This window comes from Lacihabitans sp. LS3-19, from assembly GCF_024343575.1.
Classification (GTDB): Bacteria; Bacteroidota; Bacteroidia; order Cytophagales; family Spirosomataceae; genus Leadbetterella.
Genome location: NZ_RJUA01000012.1, coordinates 1 through 19,624, shown reverse-complemented (window position 1 = coordinate 19,624; position 19,624 = coordinate 1). Strand labels below are relative to the sequence as shown.

Below are 19,624 nucleotides of genomic sequence, written 5' to 3'. Positions count from 1 at the left end.
TCAATATTAAAAAATATTCACATGAGAATAAGGACTTTTTTGTCAATAGGTGTATTGCTGTTAACTTCAATATTAGGATTTACACAAAAACCTATACCCTTATTGCCGGTTCCTTCAAAAAACCAACTCGTTTGGCAAAAAATGGAATATTATGCTTTTATTCACTACTCTGTAAATACCTACACAGATATGGCATGGGGATTGGGAAATGAAGACCCCCAGATATTTAATCCAGATAAATTGGACTGCCGACAATGGGCCAGAATAGCCAAAGAAGCAGGCATGAAAGGTATCATTTTTACGGCAAAACATCACAGCGGTTTTTGTCTATGGCCTTCAAAATACACCGAATATTCTGTAAAAAATGCCCCTTGGAAAAACGGAAAAGGCGATATTGTAAAAGAGCTATCTGACGCTTGCAAGGAGTATGGACTAAAATTTGGCGTCTATTTATCTCCATGGGATAGAAATCATGCCGATTACGGAAAACCAGAATACATCACTTATTTCCGGAATCAACTCACCGAATTATTAACCAATTATGGAGATATTTTTGAAGTATGGTTTGATGGTGCCAATGGTGGTTCTGGCTATTATGGAGGAGCCAACGAAACTCGTAAAATAGATTCTAAAACGTATTACGACTGGCTAAATACCTACAAATTAGTTCGAAAAATGCAACCCAAAATGCTGATTTGGAACGATGGCGGCGACCGTGCCTACCTCCGTTGGGTAGGCACCGAGTCTGGTTATGTGGGCGAAACCAATTGGAGTTTGTTAAATGCCAAAGGTGATGTACCTGAGGATATGCTTCGCCATGGGGTAGAAAACGGAAATGCTTGGGTTCCTGGGGAAGTAAATACCTCTATTCGTCCAGAATGGTTTTACCATCCTAAAGAAGACGGCAAAGTAAAAACTGTTCCTCAATTGATGGACACTTATTATCATTCAGTCGGGAGAAATGGTACTTTGTTGCTCAATTTTCCCATCATGCCGAATGGTCTTATTCATCCTACCGATGAAAAAAATGTTTTAGCTTTTGCAGAAGCACGTAAAGAGGCATTTGCCAATAATCTGACAAAAAACGCTATTGCATCTGCATCTGAAATTAGGGCAAAAAACCCAGAATTTAATGCTCAAAAAGCCATTGATTCTTCGTTTGAAACTTATTGGGCAGCCAATGATAATACTAATGATGCCACCTTGACTTTGCGTTTTGCAAAACCTACCACATTCAATCGCTTTTTGGTACAAGAGCCTATTCAACTGGGCCAAAGGGTGAAATCTTTTACTTTAGAAGCTAAAATACAAGGTTCTTGGAAAGAAATCGCTAAAGAAACGACCATAGGGTATAAACGAATTTTAAGGTTTCCAACCATTACTGCCACAGAAATTAGATTACACATAACCGACGCCAAAGCTTGCCCACTCATTAGCAATTTGGAAGTGTATTTAGCTCCTATTATTCTATCTCCACCTAATATCACACGTAACCAGAGTGGTGCGGTAGAAATAAAGTCAAGCGATTCAGAATCGGAGGTTTATTACAGCTTAGATGGAAGTATACCAAGTTCAAAATCTAATAAATACAAAGGTGTAATTCCGACAAATGATGGAAAAATAAATGTAAAAGCAGTGGCTTACGATCCGAGTAATCAACTCAGCAGCGAAGTGTCTGAAGAGAACTTTGAAATCTCTCGTAATTTGTGGAAGGTTTTAGGAACAGAAGATTTGAATGCAAATAAGGCTTTGGATGGAAACGATTATACTTCTTTTCAATTGGGTAAAGCTCAAAATGATTTCATTATTGATTTAGGTAAAAATTTGATTATTAGTGGGTTTAGGTATCTTTCCGACCAAAATTGGTGGGCAGAAGCTTCCATTATTACAGAATACCAATTTTTTGTTTCTGAAAACAATTTGGATTGGAAAGTGGTAAGCGATGGCGAATTTTCAAATATTAAAAATAACCCAACTTGGCAAGTGAAAACTTTTAATCCTATGAATGTCAGATACATAAAGTTAAAAGCAACCAAAACGGTTGGCGAAAATAGTAATGCAGGAATAGCAGAAATTGAAATTATAACAAATTAGGAAATTCATATTCAAGCCTAATATATTTTTGATCGACGCAATTTGATGAATTATTAAGAATATTTGTTCACTACATACCATGAAATTTTTAGAAAATAATTTATATAATATTCAACCATAAAAAACAATGAAAAAAACTATCCAAAAATTAACCGTTTACGCCACATTAGTTTTCGGTATTTACCATGTGGAGGCACAGCAAACGACTGTGATTGAAGACTTCAAACCTTCAAGCAAAAACCAGCCCCAGCAAGATTATCCAATGGTCAACTCTCAAGGTTATGCTCGTTTTAAAATAGTATCTCCAGCAGCAGATAGCGTAAGAGTGAGTTTAGGATTGGGCGGCAAAGGTGGTACTAAACTCGCAAAAGCGGAAGATGGCACCTGGATGGGCACCACAGAAGGCCCAATGGACGAAGGTTTTCACTATTACAATGTTAAAATTGATGGAGGAAAATTTAGTGACCCAGGTGCAATGAACTATTACGGTTCTACCCGTTGGGAAAGCGGCATTGAAATCCCAGCTCACGACCAAGATTTTTATGCGTTGAAAAACGTACCTCACGGGCATGTGCAGCAGGTATTGTTTCCATCACCAAGCACTGGGACTTCTCGTAGAGCTTTTGTTTATACCCCTCCAGGATACACCAAAAATACAGATAAGAAATATTCGGTATTGTATTTACAGCATGGCTGGGGCGAAGACGAAACCGCTTGGATGAATCAAGGACATGCCAATCTGATTATGGATAACTTAATTGCTGAAGGAAAAATTGAGCCTTTTATCATTGTCAATACCTACGGAATGACCAACGAAATAAAATGGGGAGGCATGAAAGACTTCAGAATCGAACCTTTTCAAACTGTGCTTGTGGATGAATTGATTCCTTATGTGGATGCTAATTTCCGAACACTTGCAACCAAAGATAAAAGAGCGATGGCTGGTCTTTCGATGGGCGGTATGGAAACCAAAACAATCACACTTAACAAACCAAACGTATTCTCGTACTATGGCTTACTTAGCGGCGGTATATATTTACCAGAAGAAATCAAGGATAAATCACAGGTAAAAATGATATTTCTAAGTAGCGGAAGTAAAGAAAAGCCAGAACGAATTCTGGACGCAGCATCAAAACTAAAAGAAGCGGGATTTAAAGTGACCACCTATGTTTCCGACAACACGGGTCACGAATTCCAAACTTGGCGAAGAAGTTTAAAGGAATTGGCTCCCTTGCTTTTTAAATAAGTCTTGCAAATAAAATCTTCAAAAAAATGAAAAAAATAGCAGTTTTAATCATCTGTTTTCTTGGTTTTAGTCCTTTGGCTTTCTCTCAAAAAATAGAAAAAGAAATGCCCACAGGCTATGAACTAAGCTCAATTGGTTCTGCCAAAGGCAAGATAGATAGCATTACGTATGCGTCAAAAACCGTTGGCTCCGTTCGTAAAGCATTGGTTTATACACCCCCTGGCTATAATAAAAAGACCAAATACCCAGTATTTTACTTGTTACATGGCATTGGAGGCGATGAAAAAGAATGGCTAAAGGGTGCAAATCCTCAGGTTATTCTTGACAATCTTTTCAATGAAGGCAAAATACAGCCGATGATCGTAGTTATGCCCAATGGCCGAGCCATGAAAGATGACCGAGCTGTTGGAAACATTTTTGACAAAGAGAAGGTGGAAGCATTTGCCACTTTTGAAAAAGATTTGTTGAACGACCTGATACCTTTTATCGATAAAAAATACCCTACACTTATGGATAAAGATAACCGAGCCATAGCTGGTTTATCAATGGGTGGCGGTCAGTCGCTCAATTTTGGTTTGGGAAATTTGGACACTTTCTCTTGGGTAGGAGGTTTTTCGTCAGCTCCAAATACCAAAGCACCTAAAGAGTTGATGCCTAATCCTGAGACGGCTAAAGACAAGCTAAAATTCCTCTGGCTTTCTTGTGGAGATAAAGATGGCCTTTTGACATTTACCAAACGTACGCATGAGTATATGTATCAAAATAACGTACCTCACGTGTACTATTTAGAGCCTGGTGTGCATGATTTCAAAGTTTGGAAAAATGGTTTGTACATGTTTTCACAGTTTTTATTTAAACCTGTGGATACCGCAAGCTTGACTTCATACACCGTGCTGGGCACGCCAGCATCTACCAATATTCGGAATGCAGCTTACCCACAAATTTTACCTGATAACCGAGTGGTATTTAAAACAAAAGCACCGAATGCCCAAAAAGTGCAGATAGACCTCAGTGGAAAACATGACATGTTAAAAGACGAAGAAGGTTTTTGGACAGTTACCACGCCACCAATAGGCCCAGGGTTTCATTATTATTCTTTGCTTATAGATGACCTAGCAGTGGCAGACCCCGCCTCAGAAACATTCTACGGTATGGGCCGCATGGCCAGTGGCATAGATATTCCTTTTCCTGGAGACGATTTTTATGCACTGAAAGATGTGGCACATGGCGAAGTCAGAATGAAACGCTATTTCTCTAATGTGACTTTTGGTTGGAAGAGATATTTCATTTATACCCCACCAGGCTATGATAAAAATACGGATAAAAAATACCCTGTGTTATATATCCTACATGGCGGTGGAGAAGACGAGCGAGGCTGGGCTACACAGGGCAAAACCGATTTGATTATGGATAATCTTTTAGCAGAAAATCAGGCCGAACCTATGCTTATAGTCATGATGGATGGCAACATGTATGGCAGTGGAGGTGGAATATCGGGCTTTAATACCAAAGCATTGGAACAATTTACCCGTGAGCTCAAAGATGTAGTTATCCCCGATGTAGAAGCCAATTTCAGAACCAAAACGGACGCAAAAAACCGTGCTTTGGCAGGATTGTCGATGGGTGGTTTACAGACTTTACATGCAGGTTTAAGAAATACCGATATGTTTAATTATCTGGGTGTTTTCAGCTCTGGATGGTGGTCAAATAACAGCGACCTTTCTGGGCCAGAATATGATTTCATGGAGAAAAACAAGACAGCAATTAATAGCAATCTGAAAGAATTCTGGATTTCGCAGGGTGGCAAAGAAGACATTGCACATGCGAATTGCCAAATTATGATGAAAAAATTCGACGAAATGGGCATCAAATACCGCTACAGCGAATATCCAGGAGGTCATGCCTGGCCGGTGTGGCGACATGATTTGTATATGTTTGCACCTTTATTGTTTAAATAGTAAATTTTGATAAAAATTGAATTCAACCTTAATATAAACAGAAAAATGCATCAAAATCTAAAGCCCAGTTTTGGGCTTATCATCACTTTTGTTTTGATGATAAGCTGTGCACAAACAAGCAAAGCCCAAGGACCTCCAAGACGAGTGCTGCCACCGATTCCCATTAAAGGAGATACCAGTCACAACTTAAGCCGGCATTTTATACCCTCAAGCAGTGCTAAAATAAGTCCTGGCAGCAAAGGCTTTATACAGCGATGGAATGTCTTGGAACCCGTCAAAAAAGAGATTGCTCGTAATAATATTTTTACAGACAATTATCTTAGAACCAATATTTTGGCTGATAACTTTTCTACTGATTTTATGTCTATTCCCAAGAAAGATGAAAAGGTAAAAATAGGTGAGCAGAACTTGAAATGGTATGCATTAGATAGTAAAACCTTCAATTTCAACTTGTTCAATTTTTCGTATGACATCAATCAACCCAAATATGGTTTGCTTTTTTGGCTGGTAACCGTAATAGACAGCCCCCAAGAGTTACAAAATGTAAGAATGACTGCCGGGTGCAATTCGGGAGGAATGTTTTGGCTCAATGGCGAGGAAGTGCTGATGCTTTCAGGTGACAGAGATATGATTGTCGATAATGTGAGTTCACAAAGAATCACCCTAAAAAAAGGGAGAAATATCATTCGCGGAGCGGTTATCAATGGCCCCGGCATGATCAATTTCTGCATGCGTTTTATTGATGAAAAAGGCAATCCAGTTACTAATTTCAGCATCAGCAAAGACTGATGAATGTATTTAGAAACACCATCTAAAAAATTACAATAATGATGAAATTTAATATAATAAGCGTTCTATTTCTGCTTTATACGAGTGACCTTCAGGCTCAGACAGGCAGACCTTTTATACACGACCCATCCACTATTATGGAGTGTGAGGGCAAATTCTACACTTTTGGCACTGGTGGTGGCGGGTTGATTTCCAACGACGGCTGGACCTGGTATGGCGGAGGTGTAAGGCCTGGTGGAGGGGCTGCTCCCGATGCCATAAAATTAGGCAATCGATACCTCATTGCGTATGGAGCCACAGGCGGTAGTACCGACCATAAGGGAATCATATATACCATGTGGAACAATACGCTCGACCCCAATTCGCCAGATTTCAAATACAGCGAACCGCAATTGGTGGCTACTTCTGATGGCTATGAAGAATGTGATGCCATAGACCCGGGGCTTATGCTTGACCCTACTACCGGAAGACTGTGGATGACCTACGGAACCTACTATGGTTTTAGCCGAGTAATAGAGCTTGACCCTAAAACGGGAAAACTAAAAAGTGGCAACAAACCCGTGGATATAGCTTTGGTGTGTGAGGCCACAACTATGGTTTACAATGATGGCTGGTATTATTTATTGGCCACTCATGGCAGCTGTTGCGACGGTGCCAATTCTACTTACAATGTGGTGGTAGGTCGTTCCAAAAAACCAACAGGACCATTTATAGACAATGTAGGTCGCAGTATGCTCGAAGGTGGCGGCAAAATGGTAGTGGCTACCCGAGGAAAATTAATAGGGCCAGGGCATTTTGGTCATATAATTTTAGAACCAGGCGTAGAGAAAATGTCTATACATTACGAAGCCGATTTAGACCAAGGTGGAAAGAGTGTTCTGGGTATTTTACCTGTTATTTGGAAAGATGGATGGCCGATAGCCGGTGAAAAATTCAAAGAAGGTACCTATGAAATTGAATCTGTGAGAAGAGGCTACGGTTTAGAACTTGCGGTAGACTTTACCCGTATGCCCCGCGGTCAAGGTGGTTTTGGAAGGCCCACCAACGAGCCCATCGTACCCATGGCTGCCCAAGAGCTCAAAGATGTGGCAGACAGCTGGCCTACAGGTGAAATTGGTTTAAGGATAGGCGATTACATGAACCGACCACACCAACAATGGAGCATTACTGATGCTCCAGATACCACAGGATATTTGGGCGGGCCCTATTATAAAATTGTAATAGCAGGCACGGAGCGAGCTTTAACCGCTACCACCAATGGAGAAGTTAAGACTGTGCCTCAGTTTACAGGCTCCGATGACCAACTATGGCGAATCGACCAGCTAACCGATGGAAGCTATCGTATAATGCCGAAAATGATACCAAACTCGAAGAAAAAACTGGTCTTATCGTCTGCAGGAGATAGCACGCCGACCTTAGCAGAATTTGATTTTAAGAGTGATAATTCGAAGTGGAATTTTAGGGTGCATTAAAAACAAGGTAAATTATATCATCGTCCTCAAAGTTTATTTAATCTAGAAAAAATTGAAAAAGACCTTATTATTCCTATTATTATCCTCAAGCCTTGCATCAGCTCAAATGCAGCCTTTTCTTTTGCAAGACGTAAAACTGACCGAGGGTGTCTTCAAAAATGCTCAAGAGGTTGATTTAAAGTACATATTAGCCTTAAATCCTGATAAATTACTTGCACCCTATTTGATTGATGCGGAATTGCCATTCAAAGCAGAGCGATACGGCAACTGGGAAAGTTCGGGTTTAGACGGTCACATTGGAGGACATTATTTGTCTGCTCTGGCCATGATGTATGCCAGCACTGGCAATGCCGAAATGAAAAGTCGCTTGGAATATATGGTGAGCGAATTGGCCCGCTGTCAAGCAAAAAATGGAAATGGATATGTGGGCGGTATTCCTAACGGTAAAGTGTTTTGGGACAGAATTCACAAAGGAGATATTGATGGAAGTACCTTTGGTTTAAATAATACTTGGGTACCCTTATATAACATTCATAAGCTTTTTGCGGGCTTACGAGATGCCTACCAAATAGCTGATAATCAAGAAGCAAAGAAGGTTCTTATTGGATTGGGCGATTGGTTTTTGGAACTCATAAAACCATTAAGTGACGAACAAATACAACAAGTGTTACGCACCGAACATGGTGGAATGAATGAAGTATTTGCTGATTTATATATCATCACTAAGGAAAGCAAATACCTGGATGCAGCCCAAAGACTTTCTCATCAAAGCATTTTGAAACCTTTACTTGCCAAAGAAGATAAACTCACGGGATTGCATGCCAATACCCAAATACCAAAAGTGATAGGTTTTGAGAAAATAGCAAAGCTCACAAGCAATGCCGATTGGTCAGGTGCCGCACAGTATTTTTGGCAAAATGTTTCCCAGACTCGCAGTGTGGCCTTTGGCGGCAATAGCTTTCGTGAACATTTTAATCCCATCAACGATTTCAAGAAAATGTTGGTGAGCAATCAAGGACCTGAAACGTGCAACAGTTTCAATATGCTCCGACTAAGTATGGCTTTGTTTTTAGATAAAAATGATGTCAGTTACCTTGATTTTTATGAGCGTACCTTATACAATCATATACTTTCGAGTCAGCATCCAGAAAAAGGAGGCTTTGTGTATTTTACGCCCATTCGCCCCAATCATTACCGAGTGTATTCGCAGCCCGAAACCAGTATGTGGTGCTGTGTGGGCTCTGGAATAGAGAACCATAGCAAATACGGCGAGTTGATTTACAGTCACAACACTGAGGATGTGTTTGTCAATTTGTTTGTTCCTTCTGAATTAAACTGGCAAGCAAAAGGCATTCAGCTGATTCAAAAGACAAATTTCCCTTATGAAAACACTTCGGATTTGACCTTGAATTTGACTAAAAAACAAGCGTTTACGCTCAATATTCGGTATCCAAAATGGGCCGAAAGTGTGAAAGTTTTGGTGAATGGTAAAGTGCAAAAATTCGATGCCAAGCCTTCGGAATATATTGGTCTAAAAAGAAAATGGAAAAAAGGCGATAGGGTTTCGATACAATTCGAAATGAAAACGCGACTAGAATACCTGCCTTACGATTCCAATTGGGCGGCATTTGTCCGTGGTCCAATTGTTTTGGCCGCTAAAACTTCCACCGAAGATTTAAAAGGACTTTTTGCAGACGACAGCCGCATGGGACACGAAACCAAAGGAAAATTATTCCCAATCAATACGGCTTATGCTTTGGTGGATGAACCAGAGAATTATTTGACTAAATTAAAACCAATAGACAATCTGAATTTTACGCTAGATTCCTTGCATCTTCAACCGTTTTTTGACCTTCACGACGCTCGTTATCAGATGTACTTTCAAACCTTGACCAAAGAGGACTATGAAAAGCAAAAAGAAATTCAAAAACAAAATGAAATAGCACTATTGGCATTAGAAGCCCGCACTATTGACAAAATAAACTGTGGAGAGCAGCAGCCCGAAGTAGACCATCAATACAAAGGAGAACAAAGTAATTCGGGTTATGACGATGAGCAATTTTGGCGAAATACCCGTTCTTATATCTCCTATCAATTACAAAATAGAAATAGTGCTGGTAAGTATCTTGAAATTAGTGCTTTGGATGAGTTCAAAATAGAAAACATAGAAATAACAATAAATGGAAAAGTATTGGAAATTCTATCATTTGAAAACAAGAAACTAAGAATTCAGCTTACAGAATCAGACCTTTTGAATTTGAAGATATCGGCAAAAAATAAAATGCCAACAGCGAGAATGACTCAGATTCGGATATTAAAAAATTAAGAATAACTAAAGTTGATAAGTTTCACCAAGACCTAAAAGAGTTATTCGTTCCTCTTTTAGGTTTTTGATTTTTTCAAGAGGTTCAACATAATGCTCAAAGGTACCATAATGTACAGGAATTACCTTTTTAGGATTTAGTTTCGAAATCATTTTCTTGAGCATTTTGGTGTTTAGTGTTAGGGTCATTATCCAAGAGCCTTCTTTGGCAGCATCCATATTGGGTATCATTAAATCAATGTTTTTGCCTAGTATTGCGTCTATAACTTGCTGTTTATAAACTGTGTCACTGGTAATATTCGTATAGAATGTTTCTTCATCTTTATAAATCGAAATATAATAGCCGTTTACTTTTCCTGCTAAAAGTGCACTTAGCGGATTTACACCATGTATAGCTGGAATTACGTTACCAGCGGCATCACAAGGTAATAACTTGCTGCGTGGTATTACTATATCAGCAGCTAGATTTATTTCTTTAAATTCTCCACAATTCCATTCTATATAGCACCGGTTAGCATCATGTACTACAGGCTCTATACTTTTATCAATACCACCTTTAAGTTTTACTGTCCATTCGTTATAAGGTATTAAATAATCTCCCAATAACACTGCCTTAAAACCAGCAGCACTCATACCACCTTGTTTGGTAATTTTGATGCCTTCAACCCCAAAAAACAAATCTCGCTCTTTAATTGTACTATTTTTACTATTTACAGGAGTAGTAAGTCTTATAAAAACCGTAAGCTCTGCATAAGTAGGGTGAAACTCTGCCTTTAATATCCCCAAAGTAACTGTAGAGTTATCTCCAATCTTTTTCTTCAAACCAACTGGCAATACCACAAGGTCATTCCTTGTGAGGTCTTCTTTGACTTGATCCGAATGACTATCTAAAAAATTCATTAGGCCCGAAGCCAATTTGCGATCATCTCCAGCTTCTTGACTGACCTGCTCTTCTAAATCAAGCATTAAGTCAGGAGCTATAATAGACTCTAAAAGTTGCTCTTTTAGTCTAAAATTATTTAGAGAATTATTTAGCCCCATAAGCATATGAGAGCTCATCACATTATTAGCATCTGCTGTGACGGAATTTTTCTTGGGTACTGTAGGCTCTGTGGCATTGGCTAAGACTGCCGTGCACAACAACCAAATTAAACAAAGTAGTGTTTTTTTCATATATTTTCGATTATTGCTTCTCAAATTATTATGGGAAATAGGTGATTACTATTTGCTTATATGCATTCAAACCATTTATTGTTTCTTCTTTGAGCTGAAGCTCGGTTAATTTTTTGCCCTCATCGTATTTGGCTTCAAACTTTAGATTAAGACCCCCATATAGCCTCATGCTGGTTTTAGGCATCATAGCACACATACCGAAAGGCTCCAGCATAGGCACTGCCTGTAGCTCAGTCTCAAAGAGTGTTTTTAGTGGATTGATTTCAGTGGTATAGGTCATTGCTTCTTCTTCATAGCTCTTGCCAGGTACGCTGGTGATCTGGCTAATGAGCAGGTTACCTTGCCATTTATTGCTACGCACCTCATCATATACTATGGAGCCATCTTTTAGGGTTTGTTTGGTATAGTAAGTGAGTTGATTATTTTTGTCATACTCAAACGTCTCCTTGCGACCCTGTGAGGCTTGTATTTCTTTTAGTAAGCCTTTGGCGTTGTAGGTATACTTGGTACTATCTTTGGTGGCGGTAAACACCAGATATATCAGTTTGCCGCTGCTGTCTAGTACTGGTTTGTAGGCAGATGTATTACCATTTGTAACTATATTAATGGTGGTAAGCTCCCCTTTTACATTATACCCAAAATTATAGCTACGCTCCTCTGTGTTGCCTGTAAAAAAGCCTAGCTTTTGCACCTTACCTGTTAGGGAAACAGGCTCTACCAGCCCATCCTCACTCTGGCAAGCTACCAAAAGCAAGATTTGAAAAATTATTGCTAGCATTTGTATTTGTTTGGTCATGTTTTACTTACTACTTTAAATTTTGTTTGTGTTTACAAATATCTTTTTAGGATTACAAATCCTAATCTATCTAGCTTCGACATGCCCTAACGGAACATGTCGAAAAGCGGACTAGCTTTTGCACCTTACCCGTAAGCGAAACAGGCGGCTCTATCAATATCTCCTCAGTTTGGCAAGCTACCAAAAGTAAGAGTTGAAAAATTATTGTGAACATTTGTATTTGTTAAGTCATGTAATATTTTTTAAAAGAGTTAATTCTCCATTTCTTTTTTTGGTATGATGTAGATTAATAGTTCTTCAAATCATAACTCTTAATTGGAACTATATTTATTTTTAGAAATAAATCATCAATATCTTCAAACTCCATTGGTTTATGAACGAGCAAATACCTATTTATCAACTTACTCGAGATGTCAGGTTGTAAACCAAATCTCAATGCTAATTTTGCAACTGCTGTTGCCTTAGGTGAGTAATTTTTAAGGTACTCTGGCTGATTTTTCAATTTGATTGTATCTTCCTTTATTGCTAATTTTATTCCTTGGTTAATTATCTCAACATCATTTTCCAAAATTCCTTTTACTGCCAAATACTGCACCTTATTCCAACTATCAAATCTGTCTTTAAACAATTTGAAATATTCATTTGATCGCTCTAAGTCTTTGTTCAAAACATATTTAAATGCAAAAAACAGAAACAATCGCTTATCCTTTTTAAATTGCGAGATATGTTCCATTTCATTTAAAATTTCATTAATCACTAAATCATGGTCACATAGAATAAATGCATCAAAATAATTTCCAACACTACCATGTAAATTAAATTCCTTTCCCTTTGCTATTTGAGGATAATATTCTTTCCCAATCCAATAATCAAATTCAATTCCCCTACATTGTTTAAAATAAAGCTTTTTAGCTATTTCGTAATTTCCTTCGTCTTTATTTAATATAATATTTGCCAATCGATAATATTTATTAGTTAAACTATAGACACGAGCAGCAGCAGCATTTGGTTTCTCATTCAGATAACTTATTTTTTCGTTCTCTGAAATATCCTTATTTATTGATTCTATTAAATCTTCAATGTTCACTTTTAATCTATTTTTATTGGTACAATATAAGTGTTTCCTAATTTGTCTGCAAAGCCTCCAATATACTTTACTTCAATTTTTTCTTCAATTGCCTTTTCTAGCAATTTACCTGCTTTACTTTGAGGGTTAGTATTTAATAATTGATCTCTAACAGACTCCAGCCATACTTTTTGCATTTCATGCCCACCTCTGGCCTCCTTGAACACCCATTCGATTCTATTTGCTCTTGAACCTTTTATTTCTCCAAAAATTACAATAGTAGCTTCATCAATATTATCTATATTATCGGTTAATACTAAGTCAAGGCAATTTCGTCCACATTTTCCATCTTTAACAACCTCTAGGCCGGTTTTTTCTTTTAATAATTGTGTAAATATTTCCTAAACTCTATCCCCGTAAAGGTTATTGTCAGCTATATCCGCTGCTTCAATAATTGCATTTTTTATCTCATTGCTTACACTAATTTTTCCAGAATTTACAGAGTTTGTAGCCCAAGTTCGTTTATATATTGATGTTATATCAGGAATTGCATTTTTCAAAACCGTTTCCCAATCAGTAAATTGAGTAGATGAAGAACCAAGGGAACCGACCTGATTTGGTGTTCCTTCAACAATTAATGATGTTGGCAGCTGAACATTATCTACGACTTCATCTTTTACTACCACCTTAACTTTAAAATTTTTAGGTGCAGGTGTTTTTGTTACAATTTTCTTCGCTACTATTTCAGCAATTTCTTTTTTTGTTTTTTTCTCAATAATTTTAGCAGTAGAAATTTCAAATGCTAATCTGAAGGCTTTGGTAGAGAATTTAGTGGCTATGTTTTTCCACATTGTGATTGTTCCTAAACTCAATATTTCATATTTGAGATATATTGGAGTTACAGTACCTGATACCTTAAAATTAGCACTTTGGACGTATTTGTCTTTCTGGATTCCTGCAAGTTTAAGAAATTCTGGATCGAATTGGCTTTCTGGGTGTTGGGTAAAAAACTCCTCGACAATAGCTGCAGATTCTTTTAAAATGGTATTTTGCCTATTAGCAACACTAAAAAAGGTTCCCGTTATATCACCAATAGCTTTAAATAGTTCTAGATATTGTTGAATATACTCACCTTCAGTTAACCAGCCAATTGGTTTACTCGGAACATTACTTGCTGCATTTCTATTGTTTAACTTACTAGATGAAAGTCCTGTAAATGCATAGAATACTTCTTTACATGGTGTTGGGGCTGGTGATTGTGCATTTTCAGTGCAAATTAATATTCGTCTTGCTCCATTTTTTACAGTACTAAGACTAGGTAACTGGCTTTTGTCAGGAGTGCAATTGCATTTCGAGTTTTGTATGCTAGAAGTAAAATTAGTATATTCGGCTTTGAATTCATCTAATTTGCATTCTCCTAATTTTGTGGATGAAAGCCTTCCACCAAAAGCTGCATTGTTACATGTGAAACATGAAGAATTAAATATTTCAATTGATTTATTCAGAAAGAAAATACCATTTTCCTTTTGGGTTTCCGTAAATTCATTATTATTAGTAATCTCTTGCATCACGTTGTTTAGACCCTCACAAATCTCCTGCTTTGATGATTCAGTTCCATCATAGTTTTCTATTTTACCAGTTAATTTATCTATTATTGATTTCACATCGTCAATACCAGCATCTACATCAATCACATTTCCCCAGTTTGGGTCATACTGCGTCTGTACCTCTCCAGAGGCCATTTCATAGCATTCGTTTACTACTAAGTTGGTAAAGTCAACGGCTATTTTTTTAGCAATTATACCCGCTACGAGCTTCATTTCTACATACCCAGTGCCTTTGTAACCCGCAGGGTCGCCTGAGGTTATTTCGGTAATAACCACGGTGTAATCACCTGCTGTAAATTTATCGCCAGGGGCTAGCGTCACACCTGCCGCTTGTATGTCTGGCAAGCTGATATTATTAGGCAACTGACAGCTGAGGTCAAGGTCAAAGGTTTTGCATTAGAAACACTTAAAGTTTACTTTTTTTGCCAAACTTGGTAGAGCAATGCAATAGCTTTTTCATAATTTCATATACTATATTCAAACCTATGCCAAAAATATAAGCAATTGTTAGTCAGTTATTAAGAAAAGAATGTGTAAAGGGGAATGTCCAAAAGTGGACAGTTGCAGTTCACTTTCAGACATAAAATAGTTTAGCCTTATTTTATTTTAGTATTTTTTTTAAAGTTAGATAATCAAGGAAGTAAATTAACTTTAAGGATAGGTTATTATTTTGCTCTGCTTGAAGTGTATTCTGGATATTATCAAAATACCTGACTTGGGCCTTGTCTGAACTATGCACTGTGGCATTTTTCCATACCACATTCATGAAGCTTCCTGTGGCAAATTGCCAAGTGTAAACCATGTCAATATTAAAATAATTAACATTTCGATCTAGATTTTGATTAATATCTGTCCGATTTTTTAATGTGCCATCCATGTTGAGTTCGTAAAATTCCTTGTTTTTTACTATACTGCCGTAATGTCTTGCTCTGAAAGTCAAGCCCATTTTATTGGTGAAACTATACTTCAAATTCAGCGTATTGTCAATAGATTTTACTTTTCTGATTGCAAAAATTGATTTATCCTCTAGTATGGTTGTAAAACCCAAACCATTATTTGCTGAATTGATATCCATGCTGTGTCGAATCGAGAATTTTGAATTGAATCGATATTTATGACTAAAATTCAGTTGAGAGAGGTTTACATTATAAAAATTAAAGTATTTTCTATCAAACAGTTCGGCATAACCAGAATATTTTTTTGCATTATTTGTTTCTATCCAACCACCTAGCCCAACACTGTTTCCTCTTTTGAATACCCTGCCTAAAACCCGAGGTTCATAAAAATCGTTTTGCGAAGGTTTATCTAATAGGTGCAGAGGCATATCATAAAGCGGGGGATAACGCAAAAGCAGCTGAGCTTATCAATGTGGTAAGAGCTAGGGCGGCATTCCAAAAAACTAATACATCAGCTCAAAACGCCGAAGCGGCTTCTGCTCTTGTAATTACTGCCAGTGATGTTAGCGTTGATTTTATTTTAGATGAAAGAAGCCGCGAACTGTTTGGAGAGTGGCAAAGGTGGCATGATTTGGTGCGAACTAAATCGCTTGTGAGAAGAGTTAAAGCATGGAATCCAGAGGCAGCCCCTTATATTCAGGGTTTTCACATGCTTAGGCCAATTCCTCAATCTCAAATTGATAGAGTGACTGACAGACCTAAATTTACTGAAAACCCAGGTTATTAATATTAATTATGGTTAAATAGAGAATATGATTGAAAACGCAAAACCAGCCGACTTTGTTAGCTGGTTTTGTTCTTTTTAGCCTTATAAGTTTTGTTTAGATAAGAATAAAGTAAGGGAGGAGAATAGGAACAAATTGAAATCGTACTTTCCTTATTAATAGTTATTTTCTTAAAAAAAAAGACACTCACCTATCAAATTTGTGAGTGTCTTCAATTTTTATACAATGTTTTTTTTACATCTTATAGATATACCTTTTCATATCTTTTTTACTATCAACAATCGGGTAAAGATACCTTTTTTTGTTGTTTTCATAAAAAGAGTCCAATGGTGAGCTCACGTTTTGGCTTGTTGGGTACAGAATATTTTGAGGAGGAATAACCCTCGCCTTTACATCTGATACACCTTTTTTGGTAAACCCAAGCTTTTTTGCGGCTTCATACGACAAATCCAACACTCTTCCTTCGGTGTATGGTCCTCGGTCGTTCACTCTAACTATAACACGTTCTCCATTTTTCGGATTCACAACTTCTAATATCGTCCCAAATGGTAAATTCTTATGGGCACAGGTGAAGTCTGCGTTATCAAATATTTCTCCGTTTGCGGTGGTTCTTCCATCAAATTTTTCGTGATAAAAAGACGCCTTTCCGGTAAACGATTTCAAGCTCTGAGCTTGCAATTGTACTGAGCAAATCAGTAAAAAGTAGACAGGTAACAATAATTTAAAAGAACTTTTCTTGTTGTTTTCCATTACACAAAACAAATACATTCAATTTTTAAAGACCTTAAAATAGCCTTAAAATTCGCCTCAGTATGATGAAAAATATAACGATTTCTTGAAATATTACAATATTGTGTTTGGACAAGTGCTTATTTTAAAGCAATTTAATTAAAATTTAATTGGATTTTTTAAAGGGATATAATTGCCATAACTGTAATTGATCTCAAATTTCCTCATTAAAAGTGGCAAAATAATCAGTATAATTTCTAGTAATTTAAAACATAAATAATTTTAAAATAGAACTTCATAATCATTCGTATATTTGCTATTAATTTTTACGTTTATAGAATGAGAAAATAGCAGTAATGAATTTCTCTTAATAATGTTTTGAGATTGGAATCAAAAAATGTTTTTTAACGTAGAAATGATTATAGTTCTTTAAAAAATTATTGCAATACATATTCGTTAAATATCATTAACAATTTCCATTAATATGGTTTTTTGAAAAATTATGAAATATAAAATGGCTTACTTAAGTGCTTTCCTATTTTTTTGCACAACGCTTGTTTTTTCACAGAAGCCGGAATGGAAATTTATTAAAGAAACAAAAGGTATTAAAGTTTACTATCGAGAAATACCTAACCGCAGTCTTAACGAAGTTAAAATTCAGACCACATTTGATTGTAGTTTAAGCACAATTGTAGAAGCACTTCGCGATGTTGATAGTTACCCGAAATGGGTATACAAGGCAGCTTATTCAAAAAAAGTAAAACAAATCAGCATGTCCGAAATGATTTACTATAATAAATTAGATTTTCCTTGGCCGCTTTCTGATAGAGACGTCTGTATAAGAACCAAAGTTTCTCAAAACCTGCAAACCAAAGAAGTTATTTCTGTTTCTTATGCAGTTGAGGAGGCACTTGAAGAAGATCCTAATCAAATCAGGATAAAGGAATTTAATTCTAAATGGACGTTTACGCCAACTGGAAATACAATAAAAGGCGAATATGTTTTCAGTTCAAACCCAGGAGGAGCTATTCCTATTTGGTTAGTAAATGCTAGTTTAGAAGATGGACCAATAAAAACCATTCAGAATCTAAAGAAAGTTTTGACTGAAAAACAGTATATCAAGAACAACGAATTGGCTATATTAAATTAATAAACCTTTTTTCAAAATATTTAAGAAATGGAAAGTTTGACATTTTTAGACGAACATCATAAAACCATCCAATTGTCTATTTTTATGGGGGTGTTTTTAGTCTGTCTAAATATAGAATATTTTTTTGGAGTTACTGAGAAATCCTTAAAGTTTAAGAACTTCCGTACTAACCTCCTTTTTATCATCCCTGGGTTCATATTTCAGACCTTACTTGGATTTATCTTTATGGATGTTTTGGTATTTGAAAACATTCACAATTACGGATTCCTACATTATATAGGTATTACCTCTGTAGTCGCACAACTTATCATCAGTTTTGTTTTCTTAGATTTTTTCTATTGGTTATATCATTTTTTGATGCATAAAATTGCTATAGTTTGGAGATTTCATGCAGTACACCACTCAGATAAAATTTTAAACGTCAGCACTTCACTGAGAGAGCATCCAATGGAAACCACCATTAGGCTGTCACATTATATGTTAGCTGTCTGGTTTCTTGGACCATTTGTTTGGATTATCAGTCTTCATCAGTTCGTTCAAGTTGTGAGTAAAATCATAATACATAGTAACTGGCGATTGCCAGATAAAATTGACAAGTATATATCATATCTTATATTGACTCCCAACATGCATCATGTTCATCACCATGAGAAACAACCCTATACAGACAGTAACTATGGCGATCTGTTCAGTGTTTGGGATAGACTTTTTGGTACATTTTATTATTTAAGTAAAGAAGACGTAGTTTTTGGTCTAGATGTAAAAGAATTTGAGAATATTAATTCTCAAAATCTTAGGTTCAAAAATCTTATGAAAATTCCTTTCAAAAATCACTTATCTAATAAATAGGGCGTCCTTAAGTATCGTAACCTACTAATTACCAGTACTATATTTTAAAAACAAAACCCCGAAAACCTCCAATTTCTTGGAAATTTGGGGTTTTTTGTGTATTTTAGAGCACCTTACCTCCCTAAAATATGGTGCAAAATACATTATTTTCTTTTGATAGCCCAATTTTTCCTGAATGGTATTTTTTCAATAATTCGACCGAGCTTGGGCGAATTTACAAGCTGATTCCTTGGAATGATTTGGTTAAAGTTCTCCCAGAAAAGAGGCACCCTGCTGGAGCCCCATCTTACCTTCCAAAAGCTGGTTATTTTGGCTTAATGTTTTTGAAACATTATACTGGTTTAAGTGATGAAAAACTGATGGCAGCTTTCCAGACCAATTTTTCTTACCAAATGTTTTGTGGTTGTCGGTTAAAATTAAATGAGGTTATTCGTGATAATGCGTTTATTAGTCGTGTTCGAGTTATTTTGGCTTAATGTTTTTGAAACATTATACTGGTTTAAGTGATGAAAAACTGATGGCAGCTTTCCAGACCAATTTTTCTTACCAAATGTTTTGTGGTTGTCGGTTAAAATTAAATGAGGTTATTCGTGATAATGCGTTTATTAGTCGTGTTCGAGGTTATTTGGCTAAATATTGTGATATGAATAAAATTCAAAAAATATTAGTTGAAGCATGGAAGGGTGAGCTC

General features: G+C 36.7%; 18 protein-coding genes. 11 read left to right on the top strand and 7 right to left on the bottom strand.

Annotated elements, in window-relative coordinates; translation table 11 throughout:
- Window positions 1–21 precede the first annotated feature (21 nt).
- The 6 genes from EGI22_RS10535 to EGI22_RS10510 all read left to right on the top strand — a co-directional run bounded on the left by EGI22_RS10535 (window position 22) and on the right by EGI22_RS10510 (window position 9,885).
- On the top strand, window positions 22–2,094 hold the full coding sequence (locus EGI22_RS10535; protein WP_255068300.1) for an alpha-L-fucosidase: 2,073 nt from the start codon (window positions 22–24) through the stop codon (window positions 2,092–2,094).
- Between the two features lie 127 nt (window positions 2,095–2,221).
- Entirely contained in the window at window positions 2,222–3,340 is a 1,119-nt protein-coding gene (locus EGI22_RS10530) for an alpha/beta hydrolase-fold protein (protein ID WP_255068299.1), read from the top strand.
- A 26-nt stretch (window positions 3,341–3,366) separates the two neighbouring features.
- Complete coding sequence (locus EGI22_RS10525) at window positions 3,367–5,298, top strand: alpha/beta hydrolase-fold protein (protein WP_255068297.1); 1,932 nt, start codon at window positions 3,367–3,369, stop codon at window positions 5,296–5,298.
- 45 nt (window positions 5,299–5,343) lie between these two features.
- A complete protein-coding gene (locus tag EGI22_RS10520) occupies window positions 5,344–6,087 on the top strand; it encodes an acetylxylan esterase (protein ID WP_255068296.1) in 744 nt (247 codons plus the stop codon).
- 38 nt (window positions 6,088–6,125) lie between these two features.
- Complete coding sequence (locus EGI22_RS10515; protein WP_255068295.1) at window positions 6,126–7,559, top strand: family 43 glycosylhydrolase; 1,434 nt, start codon at window positions 6,126–6,128, stop codon at window positions 7,557–7,559.
- A 106-nt stretch (window positions 7,560–7,665) separates the two neighbouring features.
- Window positions 7,666–9,885, top strand: a complete 2,220-nt coding sequence (locus EGI22_RS10510; protein ID WP_255068384.1) for a glycoside hydrolase family 127 protein — start codon at window positions 7,666–7,668, stop codon at window positions 9,883–9,885.
- Window positions 9,886–9,891: 6 nt separating this feature from the next.
- Here the strand turns inward: EGI22_RS10510 and EGI22_RS10505 are convergent, their stop codons facing one another.
- From EGI22_RS10505 to EGI22_RS10480, 6 genes are all read right to left on the bottom strand, one after another.
- Window positions 9,892–11,055: an MBL fold metallo-hydrolase gene (locus tag EGI22_RS10505; protein WP_255068294.1), complete on the bottom strand. Its 1,164-nt coding sequence runs from the start codon at window positions 11,053–11,055 to the stop codon at window positions 9,892–9,894.
- A gap of 28 nt (window positions 11,056–11,083) precedes the next feature.
- Window positions 11,084–11,833 (bottom strand): hypothetical protein, encoded by a 750-nt coding sequence (locus tag EGI22_RS10500; protein ID WP_255068293.1) that lies wholly within the window; start codon window positions 11,831–11,833, stop codon window positions 11,084–11,086.
- 304 nt (window positions 11,834–12,137) lie between these two features.
- Entirely contained in the window at window positions 12,138–12,938 is an 801-nt protein-coding gene (locus EGI22_RS10495) for a hypothetical protein (RefSeq protein WP_255068292.1), read from the bottom strand.
- Between the two features lie 2 nt (window positions 12,939–12,940).
- Window positions 12,941–13,144 carry a hypothetical protein gene (locus EGI22_RS10490; RefSeq protein WP_255068290.1) on the bottom strand — a complete coding sequence of 68 codons (204 nt, stop codon included), beginning with the start codon at window positions 13,142–13,144 and terminating at the stop codon, window positions 12,941–12,943.
- A gap of 174 nt (window positions 13,145–13,318) precedes the next feature.
- Window positions 13,319–14,869, bottom strand: coding sequence for a hypothetical protein (locus EGI22_RS10485; RefSeq protein WP_255068288.1), 1,551 nt, complete (start codon window positions 14,867–14,869; stop codon window positions 13,319–13,321).
- A gap of 256 nt (window positions 14,870–15,125) precedes the next feature.
- Complete coding sequence (locus EGI22_RS10480; protein WP_255068286.1) at window positions 15,126–15,848, bottom strand: DUF5916 domain-containing protein; 723 nt, start codon at window positions 15,846–15,848, stop codon at window positions 15,126–15,128.
- Between EGI22_RS10480 and EGI22_RS10475 the strand changes: the two genes are divergently transcribed.
- The gene (locus EGI22_RS10475; protein ID WP_310588143.1) at window positions 15,779–16,207 is read left to right on the top strand and encodes a RagB/SusD family nutrient uptake outer membrane protein; all 429 of its coding nucleotides are present in this window, start codon (window positions 15,779–15,781) and stop codon (window positions 16,205–16,207) included. The genes EGI22_RS10480 and EGI22_RS10475 overlap by 70 nt on opposite strands.
- A gap of 232 nt (window positions 16,208–16,439) precedes the next feature.
- On the opposite strand, the gene EGI22_RS10470 is transcribed toward EGI22_RS10475, so the two are convergent.
- Window positions 16,440–16,868, bottom strand: a complete 429-nt coding sequence (locus EGI22_RS10470) for a septal ring lytic transglycosylase RlpA family protein (RefSeq protein ID WP_255068285.1) — start codon at window positions 16,866–16,868, stop codon at window positions 16,440–16,442.
- A 580-nt stretch (window positions 16,869–17,448) separates the two neighbouring features.
- Between EGI22_RS10470 and EGI22_RS10465 the strand changes: the two genes are divergently transcribed.
- From EGI22_RS10465 to EGI22_RS10450, 4 genes are all read left to right on the top strand, one after another.
- Window positions 17,449–18,084 carry an START domain-containing protein gene (locus EGI22_RS10465; RefSeq protein ID WP_255068283.1) on the top strand — a complete coding sequence of 212 codons (636 nt, stop codon included), beginning with the start codon at window positions 17,449–17,451 and terminating at the stop codon, window positions 18,082–18,084.
- A 27-nt stretch (window positions 18,085–18,111) separates the two neighbouring features.
- Window positions 18,112–18,933: a sterol desaturase family protein gene (locus EGI22_RS10460; RefSeq protein ID WP_255068282.1), complete on the top strand. Its 822-nt coding sequence runs from the start codon at window positions 18,112–18,114 to the stop codon at window positions 18,931–18,933.
- 128 nt (window positions 18,934–19,061) lie between these two features.
- Complete coding sequence (locus EGI22_RS10455; RefSeq protein WP_255068280.1) at window positions 19,062–19,409, top strand: transposase; 348 nt, start codon at window positions 19,062–19,064, stop codon at window positions 19,407–19,409.
- 5 nt (window positions 19,410–19,414) lie between these two features.
- The coding region (locus EGI22_RS10450) for a transposase (protein ID WP_255068278.1) at window positions 19,415–19,624 on the top strand (210 nt) is incomplete at its 3' end.

Coding starts and splice junctions, on each gene's coding strand:
- EGI22_RS10535 (WP_255068300.1), top strand. CDS start 22: ATGAGAATAAGGACTTTTTTGTCAATAGGTGTATTGCTGTTAACTTCA.
- EGI22_RS10530 (WP_255068299.1), top strand. CDS start 2,222: ATGAAAAAAACTATCCAAAAATTAACCGTTTACGCCACATTAGTTTTC.
- EGI22_RS10525 (WP_255068297.1), top strand. CDS start 3,367: ATGAAAAAAATAGCAGTTTTAATCATCTGTTTTCTTGGTTTTAGTCCT.
- EGI22_RS10520 (WP_255068296.1), top strand. CDS start 5,344: ATGCATCAAAATCTAAAGCCCAGTTTTGGGCTTATCATCACTTTTGTT.
- EGI22_RS10515 (WP_255068295.1), top strand. CDS start 6,126: ATGATGAAATTTAATATAATAAGCGTTCTATTTCTGCTTTATACGAGT.
- EGI22_RS10510 (WP_255068384.1), top strand. CDS start 7,666: ATGCAGCCTTTTCTTTTGCAAGACGTAAAACTGACCGAGGGTGTCTTC.
- EGI22_RS10505 (WP_255068294.1), bottom strand. CDS start 11,055: ATGAAAAAAACACTACTTTGTTTAATTTGGTTGTTGTGCACGGCAGTC.
- EGI22_RS10500 (WP_255068293.1), bottom strand. CDS start 11,833: ATGCTAGCAATAATTTTTCAAATCTTGCTTTTGGTAGCTTGCCAGAGT.
- EGI22_RS10480 (WP_255068286.1), bottom strand. CDS start 15,848: ATGCCTCTGCACCTATTAGATAAACCTTCGCAAAACGATTTTTATGAA.
- EGI22_RS10465 (WP_255068283.1), top strand. CDS start 17,449: ATGGCTTACTTAAGTGCTTTCCTATTTTTTTGCACAACGCTTGTTTTT.
- EGI22_RS10460 (WP_255068282.1), top strand. CDS start 18,112: ATGGAAAGTTTGACATTTTTAGACGAACATCATAAAACCATCCAATTG.
- EGI22_RS10455 (WP_255068280.1), top strand. CDS start 19,062: ATGGTGCAAAATACATTATTTTCTTTTGATAGCCCAATTTTTCCTGAA.